This is a genomic window from Pseudarthrobacter sp. C1 (assembly GCF_034720455.1).
GTDB lineage: Bacteria > Actinomycetota > Actinomycetes > Actinomycetales > Micrococcaceae > Arthrobacter.
Genome location: NZ_JAYESK010000005.1, coordinates 189,450 through 208,265 on the forward strand (window position 1 = coordinate 189,450; position 18,816 = coordinate 208,265).

Consider the following 18,816-nt stretch of genomic DNA (forward strand, 5'->3'; position numbering starts at 1 on the left):
GGGGATCAGAACAGCTCAGCACGGTTGTAGCTGTGCCTTGTTCCGGTTGTATATTCCCCTCATTTCAGAAACGCTCCGGACGTAGCCCTCCGCATCGTCCGCGTATGTTTCAACTGAATCATCCGATCGGAGGCCACCGGTCCTCGCAGGTATCCTTCCCAGGCAAGGCACCGGCGCTAATTGCTCATGTGCAGTCACTTCATCCGGGTCAGGTTCAGGATTTCGCGAAGAGCAGGCCGGGCTTCAAGCCGCAGTTTTATAGAATCCGGAAGGCCATCGACCCTGATGGTGTCCTGGGTGATATCAATGGCCAGCCTGTGGCCTGCCAGCGGCACGTTATCAACCCTGAACTGGCCAAAGCCCTGTGGCAGTTCCGGTGCCAGCCACAGCTCATGCCATGGAAGGACCGGGTCGAACCGCATCAGCATACGAATCAGGTGGATCGGTGCCGCCGCGGCCCACGCCTGGGGTGAACAGGCTGCGGGATACGGTACCGGGCTTGGGAATCGCGTCCTGTCCAGTCCACAGAACAGTTCCGGAAGTCTGCCGCCAAAGTGTTCGGCTGCTTCGAAGAGTCCGTAGGCGATTCGCTGGGCCTCTTCGATAAAGCCGTATCGCATCAGCCCATGCGCTGCGAGAGTGCTGTCATGCGGCCAGACGGAGCCGTTGTGATAACTCAGCGGATTGTAGGCGCCCATGTTACTTGCCAGAGTGCGGATGCCCCAGCCGGAAAACATTTCCGGGGACATCAGCCGTTCGGCTACCTGTTTTGCCTTGTCTGTGTCAACGATTCCCATCCACAGGCAATGACCCATGTTGGAGGCAAGTGCATCTACAGGTTCCTTGTCACCGTCCAAGGCGATGGCAAAGTATCCCCGGTCCGGCAGCCAGAACCGCTCATTGAACGCCTCCTTCAGGCGGACGGCCTTGGCGCTGCAGAGATCAGCGGTTTCAGTGTCGCCTTCGTCGAGTGCCATGAGGGCGCGCCCCACATAGGCGCCATAGGTGTAGGCCTGTACCTCGCACAGCGCAATGGGCCCTCGGGCGAGGGAACCATCAGCGAAATTGATGCCGTCCCACGAATCCTTCCAGCCCTGGTTTATCAGCCCGTGTTCAGTCTGACGCTGGTATTCGACAAAGCCATCTCCGTCACGGTCTCCGTAATTCTCAATCCAGGCCAGAGCACGGTCCGCGGCCGGCAGCAACGCGTGAACAGCTTCCGGTTCCAGACCCCACCGTCCCAGTTCGCTGAGGATCCCTACGAACAGCGGGGTTGCATCAGCGGTTCCGTAGTAGATACTGCTGCCACCGAGGACGGACTCTGTGGTGTTACCTAGACGCACCTCGTGGAGTATTCGGCCGGGCTCCTCTTCCGTGGCGGGGTTCACTTCCTTGCCTTGGTGGTCGGCCAGTGTCTGAAGGGTGCCAAGTGCCAGGGAGGGGTCGAGTAGGAGGGACATGAGGGATGAGAGCAGGCTGTCCCGTCCGAACAGGGCCATGAACCACGGAGCTCCGGCCGCGGCCACGATGCGGTCGGGATGGTTTGGGTCAAAGATCCGGAGTGAACCGAGATCTTCCTGGCTTCGAAGGATTGTAGTTTGGACGGACGCGTCGCCGAGATTGGGTATAGGCATTGACATCCGCCAGGAGGAGAGGCGTTTCCGGGCCATGGCGGAAACCTCAGTCGTGCCGTATGAGGCAGTCGAAATCACTTCCTGCCCGTCAAGATAGGGCGTGGCTGTAAACCTTTGAGTCCATTTTCCGTGTGCAGGAATTGTTGGAGTGAAGACAAGCCGATGCGCCTCGACGGCCGCCCCTGGTGCACGGATGACCAGCCCATAGCGCCGACCGGCCCCGACACATTCGAGAATGAGGCTATCGCCCTCAATGAGAACCTGCTGCTTCCCCGGACTGGCTGGCGTCCCATCCTTGACCTCGAAGAGATCGGCGAAGTCCGCTCTAACGGTCAGGGCAAGCTTGAACGTGTTCGGCACGGCCAGATGATTCTCAATGGTGATGGTTTCGGTCAGGCCGGCCCCAATAACCCTTTCCCGTTCAATCAGCGACGGCACGTCAGCGCTGCCGGCGTGGCCGCCTACCCTGCCGATGAACAGGGCCCGAAAGGGTTCCAATGCGGTCGCCGCGAGAGCTTCGACCGGAGCGTCATCAACGCTGACGTTCCATTCAGCTATGTACCGGGTATCGTGGAAAAACGCGCCGTGGGGACTGCCCGGGTGCATGTCACCATTGGACGATGTCAAACAAAACGAGGAGCCATCAAGGACTGTGACAGCTCCGGCGCCTGCCGGACCTGCACCGTTGTCGGCGTTCCAACCCGACATCATGCGCCTCCTAGAACATCCATCGAAAGCGCCCAAACATTTACTGTGGACGAGTTCAGTCGGACCCCGTAGTCAGCACTATGATCCCTTGTGTCGGGGGAATCAAGAGTCTGCGTTGACTCATGAAAGACGCCCGCGTAGAGGGTATCGAAGAATCATTTGAGAATGCCCGCTGGGCGGCATGTCCGCTTGGGTGGTATCTTCCGCTTCGGCTCTGTGAGCCATGGAGCTTTCAATGAGTGAACGCAGGGCTGTCACAAGGTCATCGCCTGAGCCACTCCCCTGCTTGCGCCGACATCATGCCATATCTCCACGTCGCCATAACTTGATGGAATCTTCATTATCGGCCTTCCAGGCGGAACGCTGTTCGCTGTCCCCAAAGGCGGCGTGAGTTCGTGCGACGACCCTGCGTTGCCGACCGTGTAGCTGGAGGTGACTAAATCGCCAGGACGTCCTTTCACCTAGCGTACGCATCTTACGGACCTGGAAATAAGATTGTTCCTGCAGGGCTATGAAGCGGACCTGAATCGGGGCCACAAGCCACGTTGCCATCACGTAGAGTCGGGCTGCGTATACGCCTGAAACTGCCAATATGGCAAGTTTTGTACACGCTCAATAGGGTAAATAGCCTCTGACCTGCGAAAACACTGTGCCCGAGGTGGGACTCGAACCCACACACCTTTCGATACCGCATTTTGAGTGCGGCGCGTCTGCCAATTCCGCCACTCGGGCGCGGAATACATGACGCAAACCGGTACGCCCACAGCTGATTGTGAGCAACGCGATCGCTTCACGTACGCGGAATTACTCTACATCCAGATAGGCTGAATTCCAGAATCGCGCCGCTGACGCCGCAACCGACCATGCAGATCAAGTACCGGACCGGGCGCACCTAAGATAGTGATGTCCCCGCCGTACCTTTCCAAGGAGATCCCGTGACTGAACAGACGGAGTCAAAACCCACGTCCCAGCCGGCGCGCCGCGTCATTGTGGCGGAGGATGAAACCCTCATCCGCCTCGACATCATCGAAATCCTGCGCGGCGAAGGCTATGACGTTGTGGGCGAGGCAGACAACGGCGAGAAGGCTGTCCAGCTCGCCGAGGAACTGAAGCCGGACCTGGTCCTGATGGACGTCAAGATGCCCGTCATGGACGGTATCTCGGCCGCCGAGAAGATCGTCAAGGCGCGCATTGCCCCCGTCGTGCTGCTGACCGCATTCAGCCAGAAGGAACTAGTGGAGCGTGCCCGCGACGCCGGCGCCATGGCATACGTCGTGAAGCCGTTCACCCCCGCGGACCTCATCCCCGCGCTGGAGATCGCCCTCTCCCGCCACGAGGAGATCAAGGCCCTCGAAAGCGAGGTCTCCGACCTCCAGGAGCAGTTCGCCACCCGCAAGCTTGTGGAGCGCGCCAAGAGCCTGCTCACCACCAAGATGGGCCTCACGGAGCCGGAAGCCTTCCGGTGGATCCAGAAGACGTCCATGGACCGCCGCCTGAGCATGCGCGAAGTCGCCGAGACCATCATCAACCAGGTCAACTGACTGCCGCTGGCTGGGCCTGCCGCAAAGCCGGCAGGTCCAGCCGCAAAGCACAGAGCAAACCGAAAAGGACCCCTGCCAACCGGCAGGGGTCCTTTTCGGTGTCCGAAAGCCTAGGCCTTCTTCTTCTTTTCCGGCCAGGGGCCGAGCTTTTCCCTGTTGCTGACTGCTTCGCCGACGCGGGTGGAGTCGGCGAGGTCGCCCACCTTGTGCACCTTCAGCGAGTTCGTGGAGCCGGCTTTTCCGGGAGGCGAACCGGCGGCGATGACCACCAGGTCACCGTCCTCAACGAGGTCCATCTCCAGCAGGCTGCGGTCCACCTGCGCGGTCATCTCGTCGGTGTGGTCCACCATCTGGACCAGCACCGGCTGGATGCCCCAGGTCAGCGCAAGCTGGTTCCAGACCTGCTCCACCGGGGTGAAGGCGAAGACCGGCTTGATGGGGCGCAGGCGGGAGAGCCGGCGTGCGGAGTCACCGGACTGGGTGAACGCACAGATGTACTTGGCGTCCAGCTGGTCGGCGATTTCGACGGCGGCACGGGTGATGGCGCCGCCGCGGGTCTTGGGCTTGGTGCCCAGCGGGGGGACGCGCTCCAGGCCGTGGACCTCGGTGGACTCGATGATCCGGGCCATGACCTTGACGGTTTCGATCGGGTACTTGCCCACGCTGGTCTCACCGGAGAGCATGACCGCGTCGGCACCGTCCAGCACTGCGTTGGCGCAGTCGGAGGCCTCGGCGCGGGTGGGGCGCGGGTTGTCGATCATGGATTCGAGGACCTGGGTGGCCACGATGACCGGCTTGGCCCAGCGGCGGGCCAGCTCAATGGCACGCTTCTGCACGATCGGCACTTCCTCCAGCGGAAGCTCCACACCGAGGTCGCCACGGGCCACCATGATGGCGTCGAACGCGTCGATGATCTCGGGCAGCTGCTCCACTGCCTGCGGCTTTTCGATCTTGGCGATGACCGGCACGCGGCGGCCTTCCTCGTCCATGATCTCGTGCACGCGGGTGATGTCGGAGGCATCGCGGACGAAAGACAGGGCCACCAGGTCAACGCCGCGGCGCATGGCCCAGCGCAGGTCGTCCTCGTCCTTTTCGCTCAGCGCGGGCACGTTGACGGCCACGCCGGGAAGGTTGATGCCCTTGTTGTTGGAAACCATGCCGCCAACGGTCACCTCGGCGACCACCTTGACGTCGTCGACGGCGATGGCACGCAGTGCCACCTTGCCGTCGTCGATCAGCAGGGCATCACCCACGTTGACGTCCTCGGTGAGGCTCTTCAGCGTGGTGGAGCAGATTTCCTTGGTGCCGGGAACGTCCTCGGTGGTGATGGTGAAGGTGTCTCCAACAGCCAGCAAGTGCGGTCCGTCAACGAAACGGCCCAGGCGGATCTTGGGACCCTGCAGGTCAGCCATGATGGCCACGGCCTTGCCGAGGTCTGCAGCTGCCTTCCGGACGTTCTCATAAGTGTTGTCATGCACGGAGTAGTCGCCGTGGCTCATGTTCATGCGGGCGACGTCAACGCCGGCTTCCAGCACCGCGAGGGTGTTCTCGTAGCTGGCGATTGCCGGGCCGAACGTAGCCACAATTTTTGCGCGTCTCATATACCTACCCTATTGGTCTCTTGCATTGGTTAGTTGTCGTGGAGGTGAACCCCCGATGCATGCCTAGAGCACGGCGATGGCGCGGTCCGTGGGGGCCACGGGGGCGGGAAGGATGGTGCTCCCCATCAGGAACTTGTCCACTGCTGCAGCCGCGGCGCGGCCTTCGGCGATGGCCCACACAATGAGGGACTGTCCGCGGCCCGCGTCGCCGGCCACGAAGACGCCCTCGGTGTTGGTCATGTAGTAGCCGTCGCGGGACACATTGCCGCGGCCGTCGAACTCAGCCTTGACCTGTTCGGTGATCCCGGCGGGCTCGGCGCCGGTAAATCCCAGCGACAGGAACACCAGGTCCGCGGGGATGATCCGCTCGGTGCCGGCCTTGGGCAGGCGCTTGCCGTCCACGAATTCAGTCTCGGCAACCTTGACGCCGGTCAGCTTGCCGTTCTCGCCCACGAACTCGACGGTGGAGGCAAGGTACGTGCGCTCACCGCCTTCCTCGTGGGCGCTGGCTACCTCGAAGAGGTTGGGGAACGTGGGCCACGGCTGGTGGCTGGCACGCTCGGCCGGCGGCTGCTTGCCGATGGCGAGGGTGGTCACCGATGCCGCACCGTGGCGGTGCGCGGTGCCCAGGCAGTCCGCCCCGGTGTCACCGCCGCCGAGGATCACTACATGCTTGCCCTGGGCGTGGATCTGGTTTTCGATGTGCTCCCCCGCGACTGCGCGGTTTGCCGGGACCAGGTAGTCCATGGCGAAGTGCACGCCGTCAAGGTCCCGGCCCGGGATGGGCAGGTCGCGCGGCACGGTGGCGCCCGTGCAGACCACAACGGCGTCATAGCGCCGGCGCAGCTGCTCCCACGTCACGTCGGTGCCCACGGCGACGCCGGTCCGGAAGCGGGTGCCTTCCGCCTTCATCTGTTCAACGCGGCGGTCCACCTGCTCCTTCTCCATCTTGAAGTCGGGGATCCCGTAGCGCAGCAGGCCGCCGATCTTGTCGTCGCGTTCGTACACCGCGACGGTGTGGCCCACGCGCGTCAGCTGCTGGGCCACCGCCAGGCCGGCGGGTCCGGAGCCAACGACGGCCACCGTCTTGCCGGTCAACCGGGCGGGAGGCAGCGGCTCCACCCAGCCGTTGTCCCAGGCCTCGTCGATGATGGAGACTTCCACCTGCTTGATGGTGACGGCAGGCTGGTTGATCCCCAGGACGCAGGACGCCTCGCACGGAGCGGGGCACAGGCGGCCGGTGAATTCCGGGAAGTTGTTCGTGGCGTGCAGGCGCTCGATAGCTTCCTCGCCCTTGTCCCGCCACATGAGGTCGTTCCACTCGGGAATCAGGTTGCCCAGCGGGCAGCCCTGGTGGCAGAACGGGACGCCGCAGTCCATGCAGCGGCCGGCCTGCGCCTTCAGCGTGCCCTTTTCCTGCGCCTCGTACACCTCCTTCCAGTCCATGATGCGGACGGAAACGGGACGGCGCGGCTGGGTTTCCCGCTGGCGTACTTTCAGAAATCCGCGTGGATCAGCCACCGGTCACCTCCAGGATTCGAGACCATACTTCTTCGCCGTCGGGGTCCAGGCCCTCTTCGATGGCGTCGAGACGGGTTTGCAGCACGGCCGCGTAGTCGCGCGGCAGCACCTTGGTAATGCGGGCTGCGGTGTCATCGAAATTCTCGAGGAGCCGCGCAGCCAGCTGGGAATCAGTTTCTTCAACGTGCTTGACCAGCAGGCCGTGCACGATGTCGCGGTCCTCGGCATCCAGCTCGCGGAGCTGGAGTTCGCCGGACTGCAGGGCTTCCTTGTTGACCCGGGCGGTGTCCAGGTCCAGGACGTAGGCGGTTCCACCGGACATGCCGGCGCCGAAGTTCCGGCCTGTGCGGCCGATGATCAGCGTCTGGCCGCCGGTCATGTACTCGCAGCCGTGGTCACCGATGCCTTCGACGACGGCGGTGGCACCCGAGTTGCGGACCAGGAAGCGTTCGCCCACCTGGCCGCGGAGGAACATCTCGCCGCTGGTGGCGCCGTAGCCAATCACGTTGCCCGCGATGACATTCGTCTCCGCCTTGAACACGTTGGTCCGGTCCGGGCGGACGATGATGCGGCCGCCGGAGAGGCCCTTGCCCACATAGTCGTTCGAGTCGCCGTACAGCCGCAGCGTGATGCCGGCGGGCAGGAAGGCGCCCAGCGACTGGCCGGCGGTGCCGCTGAGGGTGATGTCGATGGTGTCCGTCGCCAGGACATCCGTGCCGAACGTCTTGGTCACGACGTGGCCCAGCATGGTGCCCACCGAGCGGTCGGTGTTGATGACGTCGACGGCGATCTTCACCGGGCTGCGGTCGGTCAGCGCCTCCGTGGCCATGGTGATCAGGCGCTGGTCGAAGTGCTTGTCCAGCTCGTGGTTCTGGCCGGTCAGGTTCCGCAGCGGAGCGTCGTCGTCGAACTCCAGCCCGTGCAGGATGGGGTCCAGGTCCAGGCCGTCGGCCTTCCAGTGGTTGACGGCGTCCCGGGCGTCCAGCACCTCGGCGTGGCCGATTGCCTCCTCCAGGCTGCGGAAGCCCAGCTCCGCCAGGATCTCGCGGACTTCCTCGGCCAGGAACTCGAAGAAGTTGACCACGAACTCCGGCTTGCCGGTGAAGCGGGCTCGCAGCTCAGGATTCTGCGTCGCGACGCCCACCGGGCAGGTGTCCAGGTGGCAGACGCGCATCATGATGCAGCCTTCAACCACCAGCGGGGCGGTGGCGAAGCCGAACTCCTCGCCGCCCAGCAGCGCGGCGATCACAACGTCGCGTCCGGTCTTGAGCTGGCCGTCCACCTGCACCACCACGCGGTCGCGCAGGCCGTTGAGCATCAGGGTCTGCTGGGTCTCGGCCAGGCCGAGCTCCCACGGGACACCGGCATGCTTGAGCGAGTTCAGCGGCGAGGCGCCGGTTCCGCCGTCGTGGCCGGAGACCAGGACGACGTCGGCCTTCGCCTTGGTGACACCGGCGGCAACTGTGCCGATGCCCACCTCGGAGACGAGCTTGACGTGCACCCGGGCCGAGGGGTTGGCGCGCTTAGCGTCATAAATCAGCTGCGCGAGGTCCTCGATCGAGTAGATGTCGTGGTGCGGGGGCGGGGAAATGAGCCCGACGCCGGGGGTCGAGTGGCGGGTGCGGGCCACCCACGGGTAGACCTTCTGCGCCATCAGCTGGCCGCCCTCGCCGGGCTTTGCGCCCTGGGCCATCTTGATCTGGATGTCGTCGGCGTTGGTCAGGTACAGGCTGGTCACGCCGAAACGGCCGGACGCGATCTGCTTGACCGCGGAACGGCGCTTCGGGTCGAGCAGGCGGTCCACGTCCTCGCCGCCTTCGCCGGTGTTGGACTTGCCGCCCAGCTGGTTCATGGCGATGGCCAGCGTTTCGTGGGCCTCCTGGGAGATGGAGCCGTAGCTCATGGCACCCGTGGAGAACCGCTTGACGATGCTGGACACCGGCTCAACTTCCTCAAGCGGAACAGCGGGGCGCTCGTTCTTGAACTTGAGGAGGCCGCGGAGGGTCATCAGGTTCTGCGACTGGTCGTCCACGCCGCGGGTGTAGGCCTTGAAGATGTCGTAGCGGCGCTCACGGGTTGCGTGCTGCAGCCGGAAGACGGTCTCCGGGTTGAACAGGTGGGGCTCGCCGTCGCGGCGCCACTGGTATTCGCCGCCGCCCAGCAGGGGGCGGTGGGGCTGCTCGATGCCGCCCTCGGGGTAGGCCATCTGGTGGCGGGCCGAAACTTCCGCGGCGATGACGTCCAGGCCCACGCCGCCCAGCTGCGAGTGGGTGCCGGCGAAGAATTCGTCCACGAGGTCCTGGCCCAGGCCAAGCGCTTCGAATGTCTGGGCGCCGGTGTAGGAAGCCACCGTGGAGATGCCCATCTTGGACATGATCTTCAGGACGCCCTTGCCGAGGCCCTTGATCAGGTTGTAGACGCCGTCCTGCGGGGTGACCCCGGTGACGTCGCCGGCAGCGATGAGCTGCTCCACGGATTCCATGGCCAGGTACGGGTTGACCGCGGAAGCGCCGTAACCGATCAGGACAGCCACATGGTGCGTCTCGCGGACGTCGCCGGCCTCGACCACCAGTGCGGTCTTGGTGCGGTTGGCGCTGCGGAGCAGGTGGTGGTGCACGGCGCTGACAAGCAGCAGCGACGGGATGGGCGCCCACTGCGCGTTGGAGTCGCGGTCGGACAGCACCACGTACTGGACTCCGCGGTTGATGGCGCCGGAGACCTGCTCGCAGATCTCGGTGAGCCGGGCACGGAGCGCGTTCTCGCCGCCCTCCGGGCGGTAGAGCCCGCGGACCTTCATGGCCACCTTGTCGCCGTCGGCGTTCTCGATGTTGGCGATCTTGGCGAGCTGGTCGTTGTTGATGACCGGGAACGGAAGCTGGACCTGCGGCTGGCGCACCTGCTTGGTGTCCAGGAGGTTGCCGTTGGGGCCGATGGCACAGGTCAGCGATGTGACAAGTTCTTCGCGGATGGCATCCAGCGGCGGGTTGGTCACCTGCGCGAAGGACTGCACGAAGTAGTCGAAAAGCAGGCGCGGGCGCTTGGACAGCACGGCCACCGGGGTGTCCGAGCCCATGGCGCCCAGCGGCTCTGCGCCGGTGCGGGCCATCGGGCCGAGCAGGATCTTCAGTTCCTCGGTGGTGTAGCCGAAGGTGCGCTGGCGAATGTTCACCGACGCGGCGGTGTGGACCACGTGCTCGCGCTCGGGAAGATCGTTGAGGTCGATCAGGTTGTCCTTGACCCACTCCGCCCACGGGTTGGCGGCGGCGACTTCGGCCTTGACCTCTTCGTCGTCGATGATGCGGCCGGCGTCGGTGTCCACCAGGAACATCTTGCCCGGGGAGACGCGGCCCTTCTTGACCACCTTGGAGGGTTCGACGTCGATGACGCCCACTTCGGACGCGAAGACGATCAGGCCGTCCTCGGTGATCCAGAAGCGGCCAGGGCGCAGGCCGTTGCGGTCCAGGGTGGCGCCCACGAGGTTGCCGTCGGTGAAGGAGACGGCCGCCGGGCCGTCCCACGGTTCCATCAGGAGGGAGTGGTACTCGTAGAACGCGCGGCGGGCCGGATCCATGGTGGCGTGGTTTTCCCAGGCCTCGGGGATCATCATCATGATGGAGTGCGTGATGGGGCGGCCGGAGAGCCACAGCAGCTCGGCCACCTCGTCGAAGGACGCGGAGTCCGAGGCACCCGGGGTGCAGATCGGGTACAGCTCTTCCGGCGTATCGCCCAGCAGCGGGTTGGCGAGCTGGGACTGGCGGGCGCGCATCCAGTTCCGGTTGCCCTTGACGGTGTTGATTTCACCGTTGTGGGCGATGGTGCGGAACGGCTGGGCCAGGGGCCAGGAGGGGAACGTGTTGGTGGAGAAGCGCGAGTGGACGATCGCCAGCTTGGTCTTGAAGCGCTTGTCCGAAAGGTCCGGGTAGAACGGCTCAAGCTGTGCAGTGGTGAGCATGCCCTTGTAGACAATGGTGCGCGAGGACAGCGACGGGAAGTACACGCCGAACTTGTTCTGGGCCCGTTTGCGGATCCGCCACGCGCGGGAGTCCAGTTCGTTGCGGTCAAGCTCCTCGCCGGTGGCGGAGGCCAGGAACGGCTGGGAGAAGTAGGGCATGCAGGCGCGTGCCATGGCACCCACCAGGTCGGCGACGATAGGCACTTCGCGCCAGCCGAGGACCTTCAGGCCCTCGTCAGCCGCGAGGCCCTCGATCCCGGCCTTGGCGGCGTCGGCCTCGCGCTGTTCGGCGGGAAGGAAAGCGGTGCCGGCCACGTACTGGCCGGGGGCGGGAAGTTCGAAGTCCGTAACTGCACGGAAGAATTCGTCCGGGATCTGCATGAGGAGGCCGGCGCCGTCACCGGTGCCCTCATCCGCGCCCACCGCACCGCGGTGCTCAAGGTTGCGCAGGGCGGTGAGGGCGGCGTCCACGATGTCATAGCCGGGCTCTCCGCGGAGGGTGGCGATGATCGCAAGACCGCAGGCGTCCTTCTCCTGCTCCGGGTTGTAGAGCCCGCGTGCCTCCGGAAGGGCCGCGAAGCGCTTGAACGGCGACATGGCAGTCTCAGGCTGATCTGGTTCAGACCAGCTGGGAGTGTGAAGAGTTTGGGTCATGGGAGACGTCCTTCCTCCTGATCGTGCGTATGGAAGGGACACCGTTGGCCCCACTCGTCGGGCGCCGCTCACATGGGCACAACAAAGTGTTATTTACTGGAAATTGTAGGTCAGCATGGCCTGCTGAACTAACAGTTACGCAGGCCCCTGCCCCGGGCAACACCTGACAGCATTTCCATGCTGTCCGGGGCGGCCCCGCTGCCACGACGCTGTGGTGATTGGGCGCTTCGAGCGGTGGCTCTGCTGCCCTGCCTGGCCCGCGCGCTACTTGGTAGTGCCGGCTTCCGGCGCGCTTCCTGTGGCTGTGCTGCCGGACTTTCCGGCAACTGTTGCGTCCGGTCCGGGCGTGGGGCCCGCCGGCGCAGCCGCGGCCTCTTCCGTTGGGACGGAAGCATGCCGGGAACCGCTTTGGTTATCAGGGAGATTATCACGCGATTCACTATCTGAGACAACAGGGTCCGGATCCCGGACCTCGTCGCCGCCCTCCACGGCCGCCGTCCGATCATCATCCCCGGCGGGCTCCCGGCCCGGAAGATAGGGGCTGTCCGGCTCTGTCCGCTTCTTCATGCCCAGCAGGATGAACGCCACGAGCGCGGCCAGGAACACGAAAATGCTGGTCCACACGTTCAGGCGGGTGGTGATGCCGAACAGGGAGATCTGCTCGGCGTCGTCGATGCGCATCGCCTCGATCCAGACCCGGCCCAGCGTGTAGTACATGGCATAAAGCCAGAACAGCCGGCTGCGGCGGAAGTTGAACTTCCGGTCCAGAGCGAGCAGGATGACGACGCCGGCCACGTTCCACAGTGATTCGTACAGGAACGTGGGGTGGAACAGGGTGTCCGCCGGGGTTCCGGCCGGAAAGTTCGGGTTGTCTGCGTCAATCTGCAGGCCCCACGGCAGGGTGGTGGGCCCGCCGAAGAGTTCCTGGTTGAAGTAGTTGCCCCAGCGGCCCACGGCCTGGGCCAGCAGCAGTCCGGGCGCCGCCGCGTCCAGGAAGGCGCTGAGCTTGACGCCGCTGCGGCGGCAACCGATCCACGCGCCCACGACGCCGAGGACCACGGCACCCCAGATGCCGAGGCCGCCGCGCTGGATCTGCGGGATCAGGGAAAGGTCGCCTGTGCCGTCAAAACCGGGGCCGAAGTAGGCGTCCGGCGACGAGACCACATGGTACAGGCGGCCGCCGATGATGCCGAAGGGAATGGCCCAGACCACGATGTCCCAGACGCTTCCTTCAGGTGCTCCGCGCTTGGCCCAGCGGACGGAGGTGAGCCACAGGCCCGCCACAATGCCTGCCAGGATGCACAGGGCGTAGGCGTGGATGCGCAGCGTTCCCCACGGCAGGGGAATGTCGAAGCCGGACCAGTCCGGGCTCGGCATGCTGGCCGGCACCATTGCTGCTGCCTGGAGGAGGGTCTGCATGGCCTAGGCTTCTTCCCTGGTCAGTCCGGTGTCACGGCTCAGTCCGGTGCTGAGGTCCTTGGTGAGGGCGGCTACTGCGTCCACCCCGCCGTCGCGGATTGCGGCCACCAGGGCGGTGCCCACAATGACGCCTTCGGCGTAGGCGGCGATCTCGCGGACCTGGTCCGCAGAGGAGACGCCCAGTCCGACGCACACGCGTTCGGCGCCTGCGGCGTGTGCCGCCGCCACCACGTCCTTGGCTGCGGTGCTGACGGACGTCCGGGCGCCGGTGACGCCCATGATGGACACTGCGTAGACGAAGCCGCGGCTCGCGTCCACGGTGCGCTGCATGCGCTCGGCCGTGGACGACGGCGCCACGAGGAACACCCGGTCCAGCCCGTATTTATCCGATGCTTCCATCCACTCCGCTGCCTCATCGGGGATGAGGTCAGGGGTGATGAGCCCTGCTCCCCCGGCTTCGGACAGGCGGCGGGAGAACTCGTCCACGCCCATCCGGACCACGGGATTCCAGTAGGTCATCACCAGGACGGCGGCGTCCGTCTTGCTGGTGATGCCGGCAACCACATCAAAGACCTGGCGCACGGAGAAGCCCTTGGCAAGCGCCTCGGTGGTGGCGGCCTGGATGACCTGGCCGTCCATGACGGGGTCGGAGTAGGGAATACCGATCTCGATCAGGTCGGCACCATTCTCAGCCAGGGCAATGCCTGCGGCGATGGTCTCCTCCACGCTGGGGTAGCCGGCGGGCAGGTAGCCGATCAGCGCGGCGCGGCCTTCAGCACGGGCCTTGTCGATGGCCGCGGCTGACTTGCTGGTGGTCTGTGCGGTGCTCACAGCTGCTCCCCCTCTTTGCCGATTTCCGACTCGGCGGAATCCTTGTCCAACAGGTCGAACCATTCGGCTGCGGTGGCCACGTCCTTGTCGCCGCGCCCGGAAAGGTTCACGATGATGATTTTGTCCTGCGCGGAACCGCCGGCCTCGGCGGCTTCGGCAGCCAGCCGCTGCCCTACCTTGATGGCACCGGCCAGGGCGTGCGAGGACTCAATGGCGGGAATAATGCCCTCGGTGCGGCACAGCAGCCGGAAGGAATCCATGGCCTCGCTGTCCGTGATGGGCTCGTAGCTCACCCGGCCGATGTCGGCGAGGTAGGAGTGCTCCGGGCCCACGCCGGGGTAGTCAAGGCCGGCGGAGATCGAGTGGGACTCGATGGTCTGGCCGTCGTCGTCCTGCATGAGGTAGGAGCGCGCACCGTGGAGGACGCCGGGCTTGCCCAGCGTGATGGTGGCCGCGTGCCGTCCTGTGTCCACGCCGTCGCCGCCGGCTTCGAAGCCGTAGATCCTGACGGACGGATCGTCCAGGAAGCCGTGGAAAATGCCGATGGCGTTGGAGCCGCCGCCGATGCAGGCGCAGACGGCGTCGGGCAGCCGTCCGGCCTGTTCAAGGATCTGGGCGCGGGCTTCTTCGCCGATGACCTCATGGAAGTAGCGGACCATGGCCGGGAACGGGTGCGCGCCGGCGGCGGTGCCCAGGAGGTAGTGGGTGTTGTCCACGTTGGCCACCCAGTCGCGCAGGGCGTCGTTGATGGCGTCCTTGAGGGTCTGCGATCCGCTCGTGACGGGAATGACGGTGGCGCCAAGGAGTTCCATGCGGGCCACGTTGAGGGCCTGGCGGCGGCAGTCCTCTGCGCCCATGTAGACAACGCACTCAAGGCCCATCAGGGCGGCAGCGGTTGCGCTGGCCACGCCGTGCTGGCCGGCGCCGGTCTCGGCGATGACGCGGGTCTTGCCCATGCGCTTGGCGAGCAGCGCCTGGCCCAGCACGTTGTTGATCTTGTGCGAACCGGTGTGGTTCAGGTCCTCGCGCTTGAGGAAGACCCGGACGCCGCCGGCATGCTGGGAAAAGCGCTTTGCTTCGGTCAGCAGCGACGGCCGGCCGGAATAGTTCTTGTTGAGGTCCGCGATCTGCGCCCGGAATTCGGGGTCGTCCTTGGCCTTGTTGAACGTCTCCTCGAGTTCGTCCAGGGCGGCGATCAGGGATTCAGGCATCCAGCGTCCGCCGTAGCCTCCGAAGTAGGGTCCCGGGGCGTGCTTGAGGGAGCCGCCCTGCAGGAATGCTTCTGCGGCGTTGTTGTCAGCGTTTCCTGAGGGTGCTTCAGCCATCAGTCCCGTCCTGTTCGAGTTGGTGGTGCAAAAGTGTGTCGTCCCGGCAGGGCAGCCTGCCGGGCGTGTTCGACGGGCGGGGATCCATCCCGCCCGCCTGTGCGCAGGTGCGTTGGCCTCAGCCCCGGGCTGCTATCGCGGCGGCGCCGGCTGCCTTGAACTCGGCGATCCGCTCCCGCGGCGTCGAGTGGCTGACCAGCGCCTCGCCCACAAGCACGGCGTTGGCGCCGCTGGCGGCGTAGTGGGTGACGTCGCCGGCGTCGCGGACGCCGGACTCGGCCACCACGACTGCGCCGGCCGGGATCCGCCCGGCCAGGGAAGCGAAAACTGAACGGTCGACGTCGAGCGTCTTCAGGTTCCGCACGTTGACGCCGATGATGCGCGCCTGCGCGGCCACTGCCCGCTCGATTTCCTCTTCCGTGTGCGTCTCCACAAGGACGTTCATCCCAAGTTCGTGGCTGAGGCCGCTGAATTCGGCGAGCTGGGCGTCCGAGAGTGCAGCAACGATGAGCAGGATCAGGTCCGCGCCGTGGGCGCGGGCCTCCCAGATCTGGTACTCGTCCAGCGTGAAGTCTTTCCGCAGCAGCGGCACGTCGACGGCGGCGCGCACCGCATCGAGGTCGGCCAGGGACCCGTTGAAGCGGCGCTGCTCGGTGAGGACGCTGATGACGGAGGCACCGCCGTCGGCGTACTGCCGGGCGAGGGACGCGGGATCGCCGATGGCGGCGAGGTCTCCCTTGGAGGGGCTGCGGCGTTTGATTTCCGCGATGACCTTGAGCTCGTTCCGTGACGGGGAGGTTCCGCCAAGGGCTGCCCACGCGTCGCGGGCAGGTGCCGCCGCCTCCGCCAGGTCCTTCAGTTCGGCCAGCGAAACGAGCTGCTTCCGGGCCTCCATATCCTCCCTGACACCAGCATTGATGTCATCGAGAACAGTGGACATCAGTGGCCGGAGTTCTTCAGCTTGCTGCCTTCGACGCCGTAGCCTGCCTTGCGCATGACGTATCCGAGGATCAGGCCCAGCACCATGACGCCGGCGCCGGCGATGAAGATGGGCGTGCTGGCGATCACGAAGGCAATGGATGCGATGAGGGCGCCCACCAGCATGACGATGACGCAGGTCCAGGCTGCGGGGCTGTTGCCGTGGCCGAGTTCCTGGCTGTGGTCGATGGCGCCGGGGGCCACCGTTCGGGTGCCGGACTTGGAAACGGACGCAGGTGCTTTGCTCATGGAAATCTCCTCAGGGTGAATACTGCTTACATTCTGCCATTTTTTGGCCGGTGACCGGTTATCCGCCGGGACCCTGCCGGGAGCGGCGGTGCGTATCCGCCGGGTCAGGTGGGATCGTCGCCCCGTGACAGCCGGTCCCAGCTGTCGATTTCATCCACGGGACCGGAGGCGGCAACGCTGCCCGTGGCCGGCACGTCATATTTCGTCCGCGCCTTCCAGTGCCGCGCGGCGAAGGGAATAACCAGCGCGGCGAGGGCCAGCAGGCAGCCTGCGACGACGGCGAGGACGGGAAAGGCGGTGACGGCAACAAGCGCCTGGCTTCCGGTGATGCCGGTCGCTTCCGCAATGGAGCCCTGGGCGGCCGCCAGCGGGTTGGCCAGGACTGTTGCTGCTGCGGCAACAATTCCAGCGGAGGCAAGGACAATGATGGCGGTGATGATCCACCGCGCAATCCTGCCCGCTATGGCTGCCGCCAGGCCGCCGGCGAGGGCCACCAGCGCCAGCGCAGTGACGGTGGTGGCAGCCTTGCTTCCCTGGACCTCAAGCGCGTCCTGCGCGGCCCCGGCCTGGCCCACCTGGTTCGGATCGAGCGTGACGGTCATCCAGGTTTGGGTGGTGGTGCCGAAGACCGCCAGCGCCAGGACCGCAATAAGCAGCACCAGCGTGGACTTGCGTGCCCACGCCGGCGTGCGCCTGCCGGCAGTCCCCGTTTGCGCTGCCGCCGGTCCGCTGCCAGTCACCGGGAGTCCGCCCCGGGCAGCGAGTCCGCCGAAATGTTCTGCAGGGAACCGGCCGTGTGGACCGCCCGGAGCGGTGCCGCTGCCTTGTTGACCGTTTCCAGGGCCTCCGTCGGGTTGACCGAATCAGCAACGATCCCGCCTCCGGCCTGGACGTACGCACGCCCGTCCCGGATCAGCGCCGAACGGATGGCAATGGCCATGTCCATGTCGCCGGCGAAGTCCAGGTAGCCCACCACGCCGCCGTAGATACCCCGGCGATGCGGCTCGAGTTCGTCCAGGAGGCGCAGGGCGCGGGGTTTCGGGGCCCCGGACAGGGTGCCGGCCGGGAACGTGGCCTTGAGCACGTCATAGGCCTTGGCCTTGGGCGAGAGCCGGCCAACGACGGTGGACACCAGGTGCATGATGTGGCTGAAGCGTTCCACCTCCATGAACTGCGTGACGTCCACGGTTCCCGCTACGCAGACCTTGGAGAGATCGTTGCGTGAGAGGTCCACGAGCATCAGGTGTTCGGCGCGTTCCTTCTGGTCCGCCAGCAACTCGTCGGCGAGGGCTTTGTCCGCCTCCACCGTCTTGCCGCGCGGGCGCGAGCCGGCGATGGGGTGGGTGATGACTTCTTCACCGGTCACCGTGACGAGGGCCTCCGGCGAGGAACCCACAATCGAGTACTCCCGGCCGTCGGCGTCCTCGAGGCTGAAAATGTACATGTACGGGCTGGGGTTGGTGTTCCGCAGGACCCGGTAGACGTCCAAGGCAGACGCCTTGCATTCCATCTCGAAGCGGCGCGAGATGACCACCTGGAACACCTCACCGTCAACGATGGCTTCCTTGCCACGGTCCAGGGCCGCCAGGTACTCGGCTTCGTCCCAGCGTTCCTGGACGCTGGAGGCGAAGTCCAGTGCCGCCGGAGCGAGGACGGACACGGGCTGCGCAACGGGGCTGCTGACCTTGGCAAGGAGCGCCTTGACCCTGGCCACGGCATCGTGCCAGGCCTCATCCACCCGTTCGGAGCTGTTGTCGAAGTTGATGGCGTTGGCAATGAGCAGCACCGTGCCGTCAACGTTGTCGTGGACGGCCATGTCGGTCACCAGGTTCAGCGCCATTTCCGGCAGGTGCAGGTCGTCCTCCGGCGGGCTCACCAGGCGTTCCCAGTGCCGGACGGTCTCCCAGCCCAGGAATCCCACCAGGCCGGAGGTGAACGGCGGCAGCCCCTCGAACCTGTCGGTGCGGAGGGCTTCGATGGTGTCGCGGATGGCGTCGACGGGGCTGCCGTCCACGGGAACACCCGCCGGCGGTTCACCCAGCCAATGCGCCTGGCCGTCCTTGGTGGTCAATGTCGCCCGGGATTTGGCGCCGATGAACGAGTAACGGGACCAGGCGCCGCCCACCGCAGCGGATTCCATCAGGAAGGTGCCAGGCTGCCCCTGCGCCAGCTTGCGGTAAAGGCCGATGGGCGTCTCGGCGTCCGCGAGCACCTTGAGCCGGACGGGGATGACGCGGCTGTGGCCGGCCAGTTCCCGGAACTCCTCAAGGCCGGGGCTGATGATTCCAAGGTCCTGCATGGCTATGCTGTTCCGCCTGTTCTGGTAGGGGCCGGTTCTGGAAGGGCCAGGTGCCTGGGGCCGGGAATCCCGGCGGTGGTTGCGCTTGGAGGGGGTGGCCCGGC

General features: G+C 65.6%; 12 protein-coding genes and 1 tRNA gene. 1 reads left to right on the forward strand and 12 read right to left on the reverse strand.

Annotated elements, in window-relative coordinates; all coding sequences use genetic code 11:
* Positions 1–194 precede the first annotated feature (194 nt).
* A complete protein-coding gene (locus U7114_RS10620) occupies positions 195–2,345 on the reverse strand; it encodes a glycogen debranching N-terminal domain-containing protein (protein ID WP_323057340.1) in 2,151 nt (716 codons plus the stop codon).
* A gap of 647 nt (positions 2,346–2,992) precedes the next feature.
* Positions 2,993–3,074 (reverse strand) — tRNA-Leu (locus tag U7114_RS10625).
* A gap of 203 nt (positions 3,075–3,277) precedes the next feature.
* On the opposite strand from U7114_RS10625, the gene U7114_RS10630 reads away from it, so the two are divergent.
* On the forward strand, positions 3,278–3,883 hold the full coding sequence (locus tag U7114_RS10630) for an ANTAR domain-containing response regulator (RefSeq protein ID WP_009358190.1): 606 nt from the start codon (positions 3,278–3,280) through the stop codon (positions 3,881–3,883).
* Positions 3,884–3,993: 110 nt separating this feature from the next.
* Here U7114_RS10630 and pyk read toward each other — a convergent pair whose 3' ends face one another.
* From pyk to U7114_RS10680, 10 genes are all read right to left on the reverse strand, one after another.
* Positions 3,994–5,484, reverse strand: a complete 1,491-nt coding sequence (gene pyk / locus U7114_RS10635; protein ID WP_157238433.1) for a pyruvate kinase — start codon at positions 5,482–5,484, stop codon at positions 3,994–3,996.
* Positions 5,485–5,547: 63 nt separating this feature from the next.
* Entirely contained in the window at positions 5,548–7,005 is a 1,458-nt protein-coding gene (locus U7114_RS10640) for a glutamate synthase subunit beta (protein ID WP_321215990.1), read from the reverse strand.
* Positions 6,998–11,611 (reverse strand): glutamate synthase large subunit, encoded by a 4,614-nt coding sequence (gltB, locus tag U7114_RS10645; RefSeq protein WP_321215989.1) that lies wholly within the window; start codon positions 11,609–11,611, stop codon positions 6,998–7,000. Before gltB ends, U7114_RS10640 begins: the two co-directional genes overlap by 8 nt.
* A 264-nt stretch (positions 11,612–11,875) precedes the next feature.
* The gene (gene lgt / locus U7114_RS10650; RefSeq protein WP_323057341.1) at positions 11,876–13,030 is read right to left on the reverse strand and encodes a prolipoprotein diacylglyceryl transferase; all 1,155 of its coding nucleotides are present in this window, start codon (positions 13,028–13,030) and stop codon (positions 11,876–11,878) included.
* Between the two features lie 3 nt (positions 13,031–13,033).
* Positions 13,034–13,861: a tryptophan synthase subunit alpha gene (trpA, locus tag U7114_RS10655; RefSeq protein WP_323057342.1), complete on the reverse strand. Its 828-nt coding sequence runs from the start codon at positions 13,859–13,861 to the stop codon at positions 13,034–13,036.
* Positions 13,858–15,186, reverse strand: a complete 1,329-nt coding sequence (trpB, locus tag U7114_RS10660) for a tryptophan synthase subunit beta (protein ID WP_323057344.1) — start codon at positions 15,184–15,186, stop codon at positions 13,858–13,860. The genes trpA and trpB overlap by 4 nt, the downstream gene beginning before the upstream one ends.
* A gap of 118 nt (positions 15,187–15,304) precedes the next feature.
* Positions 15,305–16,126, reverse strand: a complete 822-nt coding sequence (gene trpC / locus U7114_RS10665; protein WP_321215985.1) for an indole-3-glycerol phosphate synthase TrpC — start codon at positions 16,124–16,126, stop codon at positions 15,305–15,307.
* Positions 16,126–16,413 (reverse strand): HGxxPAAW family protein, encoded by a 288-nt coding sequence (locus U7114_RS10670; RefSeq protein WP_157238438.1) that lies wholly within the window; start codon positions 16,411–16,413, stop codon positions 16,126–16,128. The genes trpC and U7114_RS10670 overlap by 1 nt, the downstream gene beginning before the upstream one ends.
* A gap of 104 nt (positions 16,414–16,517) precedes the next feature.
* Entirely contained in the window at positions 16,518–17,153 is a 636-nt protein-coding gene (locus tag U7114_RS10675; protein WP_323057345.1) for a Trp biosynthesis-associated membrane protein, read from the reverse strand.
* Complete coding sequence (locus U7114_RS10680) at positions 17,150–18,712, reverse strand: anthranilate synthase component I (RefSeq protein ID WP_321215983.1); 1,563 nt, start codon at positions 18,710–18,712, stop codon at positions 17,150–17,152. The genes U7114_RS10675 and U7114_RS10680 overlap by 4 nt, the downstream gene beginning before the upstream one ends.
* Positions 18,713–18,816 lie beyond the last annotated feature (104 nt).

What these genes read in the sequence shown, in the direction of transcription:
- gltB (WP_321215989.1), bottom strand. Translation starts at nt 11,611, where the DNA reads ATGACCCAAACTCTTCACACTCCCAGCTGGTCTGAACCAGATCAGCCT.
- U7114_RS10620 (WP_323057340.1), bottom strand. Translation starts at nt 2,345, where the DNA reads ATGATGTCGGGTTGGAACGCCGACAACGGTGCAGGTCCGGCAGGCGCC.
- trpB (WP_323057344.1), bottom strand. Translation starts at nt 15,186, where the DNA reads ATGGCTGAAGCACCCTCAGGAAACGCTGACAACAACGCCGCAGAAGCA.
- pyk (WP_157238433.1), bottom strand. Translation starts at nt 5,484, where the DNA reads ATGAGACGCGCAAAAATTGTGGCTACGTTCGGCCCGGCAATCGCCAGC.
- lgt (WP_323057341.1), bottom strand. Translation starts at nt 13,030, where the DNA reads ATGCAGACCCTCCTCCAGGCAGCAGCAATGGTGCCGGCCAGCATGCCG.
- U7114_RS10670 (WP_157238438.1), bottom strand. Translation starts at nt 16,413, where the DNA reads ATGAGCAAAGCACCTGCGTCCGTTTCCAAGTCCGGCACCCGAACGGTG.
- trpC (WP_321215985.1), bottom strand. Translation starts at nt 16,126, where the DNA reads ATGTCCACTGTTCTCGATGACATCAATGCTGGTGTCAGGGAGGATATG.
- U7114_RS10680 (WP_321215983.1), bottom strand. Translation starts at nt 18,712, where the DNA reads ATGCAGGACCTTGGAATCATCAGCCCCGGCCTTGAGGAGTTCCGGGAA.